The organism is Variovorax ginsengisoli (genome assembly GCF_030486595.1).
GTDB lineage: Bacteria > Pseudomonadota > Gammaproteobacteria > Burkholderiales > Burkholderiaceae_C > Variovorax > Variovorax ginsengisoli_B.
The window spans coordinates 1-2096 of sequence record NZ_JAUJZH010000077.1; the positions used below are offsets into that span (position 1 = coordinate 1).

2 protein-coding genes are annotated in these 2096 nt (G+C 59.7%); both read right to left on the minus strand.

Features of this window, described 5'->3' with window-relative positions:
* Positions 1-504 precede the first annotated feature (504 nt).
* Positions 505-1062, minus strand: a complete 558-nt coding sequence (locus QZH52_RS38525; protein WP_301816532.1) for a hypothetical protein — start codon at positions 1060-1062, stop codon at positions 505-507.
* A gap of 196 nt (positions 1063-1258) precedes the next feature.
* Positions 1259-1597 (minus strand): hypothetical protein, encoded by a 339-nt coding sequence (locus tag QZH52_RS38530; RefSeq protein ID WP_301816533.1) that lies wholly within the window; start codon positions 1595-1597, stop codon positions 1259-1261.
* Positions 1598-2096 lie beyond the last annotated feature (499 nt).

The window sequence follows — 2096 nt, forward strand, 5'->3', positions numbered from 1 at the left end:
CTTGTGTTGCTGACGACGAAAGTCACAGCATGTAGCTCTACACGCCTCGGCGTGCAACCTACGATGTTGGAGACCGGCCGCCTACCCTGGGACGGCGACCATCATGTCTAGCATGCGGCCCTTGTGAAGCTGAGCGTGCCTCTCTGGCCGTGGACACCATGGCTAGAAGCAACCCATTTCCGGCGATGTAGAGGCGGGCATAAGAGGCAACGTCGACGGCCGCTTTGGAGAAGAGCGAAGGCCACCTTAGGGGCCTCCCCTGCCCTCCACCAGCGCCCGTCGTGCGGCTGCTGTGCAGCGCTTGCTGTCCTTCACCGCCGAGGGGTGAATTCACGCTGGGAGGCCGACTCCGGTCGTTCAGCCGCGAAGGAGATCGGTATCAACTGCCGCTCCCAAGGTATTGCAGTCATAGCCGGCCTGCATGCCCTCTGACGACCGGGCTCTCGAAGTATCGAACGTCCGCTTCGTTAGCCATCGAAGTGGGAGTTCGGGCCCGAAGCCGACCTACGGCCTCAGCGGAAGCGGACGTTCGTACTCGGTGATGGAGATGCACCGGCGTGGCACTGTGCTGCCCAGTGCCGGTGTTCGCCAATTGGTCGATTCAAAGCCCGGTGAAACCGACGACCCCTTCGTCCAGACGAGTTTCCCAGCAACGTCCACTTCCCAGAACACTTGGGCGTGCGTGTCGTACGCAAGGAGCCCTTTGCCCTTTTGCTTGAAGGACGCGCGACGGACAAGGGGGTTGGTGTCGCAGGAACCGTGAAAGCTGAAACGGTGCATAGCTAGAAAGTTCGTCAACGTCTCTTCGGCCGTCCCAGGTGGAAATGCCTCAAGCAGGCGTTGATTGAACTCTGGAGAAATAGCCAGCTTGTGATTGCGTTCCGCCTCCTTTGCGCTGCGTGCAGGACAAGCGGAGTCATAGCCACTGCCTGAAGTTGCGCCACGAAGAATGACTGGAAGCGCATCTTCGGCGTTGGAACAACCAGACGCGGCGCACGCGCCCGCTAGAAGTACGGCAGTCTGAAGAGCGCGATGCAATGTCATTGCGTGAAGTCTTCTCATGGCCGCATTCAGCCCATCGTGCTAGTCGTCTGTTTGCTGGCCTTCGGCCTGTCGACTCCAGGGCGCTCCTCGATGCTCGCGCCACGCCGTCCAGCCTGGATGAAGGTCGGCGAGCCGAACCTTGCTCCCGCCTGCAAGCAGCATTCGGATTTCGAACCACTCGTCGCCCTTGTTGAGGTCGCCACTGCAAGAGCCCTCACGTAGCGAACTGGCTCCACACAAGCATGACTGCCAGTTCAAGTAGAGCTAGCGCATAGCAGAGACGGATAGCGCCGGCTGCTAGCGGCTTGGTCTTGGCCAACTCGGCTATTGCGCGCGGATACTCGTACCCCTTGAACTTACTCAAGACATGAGAATTCATCGCGGTGATTGCCATGACAACCACCATTTGAACGGCAAGCATTGCAACGATGAAGAGCACTACCGTTCTAATTTCAAGCATGGTATCGAGGTCAGTTTCGCCAATCGATGTCGCAGGTGCAACGCCGACTCCCAGCCGATTGTGGTCTCGGTAGCCGTTGGCGCGCACTCCCATACGAACGCCAGGTGGTTGACGGACAACAGAGTTCAGCGGTCCGCTATCCGCCGAATCCTCCCATGGCAGCGCGCGTGAGCACATAGGCTCACTCCCTGCTCCGCACATTGACGCGGCTGAAACCTCCTCAAAATTGTGGAGGCCGTCGATTCCCGCGGCGTCGTCCAAGGTCAGTTAGTGGCCGACTGTAGCCGGTCGACGCCTTTCCGCGCCCTACGGCGTTGCCGTCGGGAGTTCATACCGCGCAAACGAGGTGCTCCCTATCTGGACGACACTGTGCAGGGAAAAGCCGAAACCCTCATAGAGATTTCGCAGCCCATGGCGGTCGGCGACGCAATCCAGGCGAAGGTGAGCACGCCCAAGTTGTTGCGCTCGAGTTCGGGCATATAGAGCCGGCTCCGGTCGTCTGAACACGCATCGACCTGAGTTAAGTGGATTGGCTGCGGTTTGATTCTTTCAATCTTCAGGCCCCTGCCAGGCCGCCGGAGGCGCCCCGGTT

Bases quoted from the DNA above. Each gene is read 5' to 3' on its own strand.
- QZH52_RS38525 (WP_301816532.1), bottom strand. From the start codon at position 1,062: ATGAGAAGACTTCACGCAATGACATTGCATCGCGCTCTTCAGACTGCC.
- QZH52_RS38530 (WP_301816533.1), bottom strand. From the start codon at position 1,597: ATGGGAGTGCGCGCCAACGGCTACCGAGACCACAATCGGCTGGGAGTC.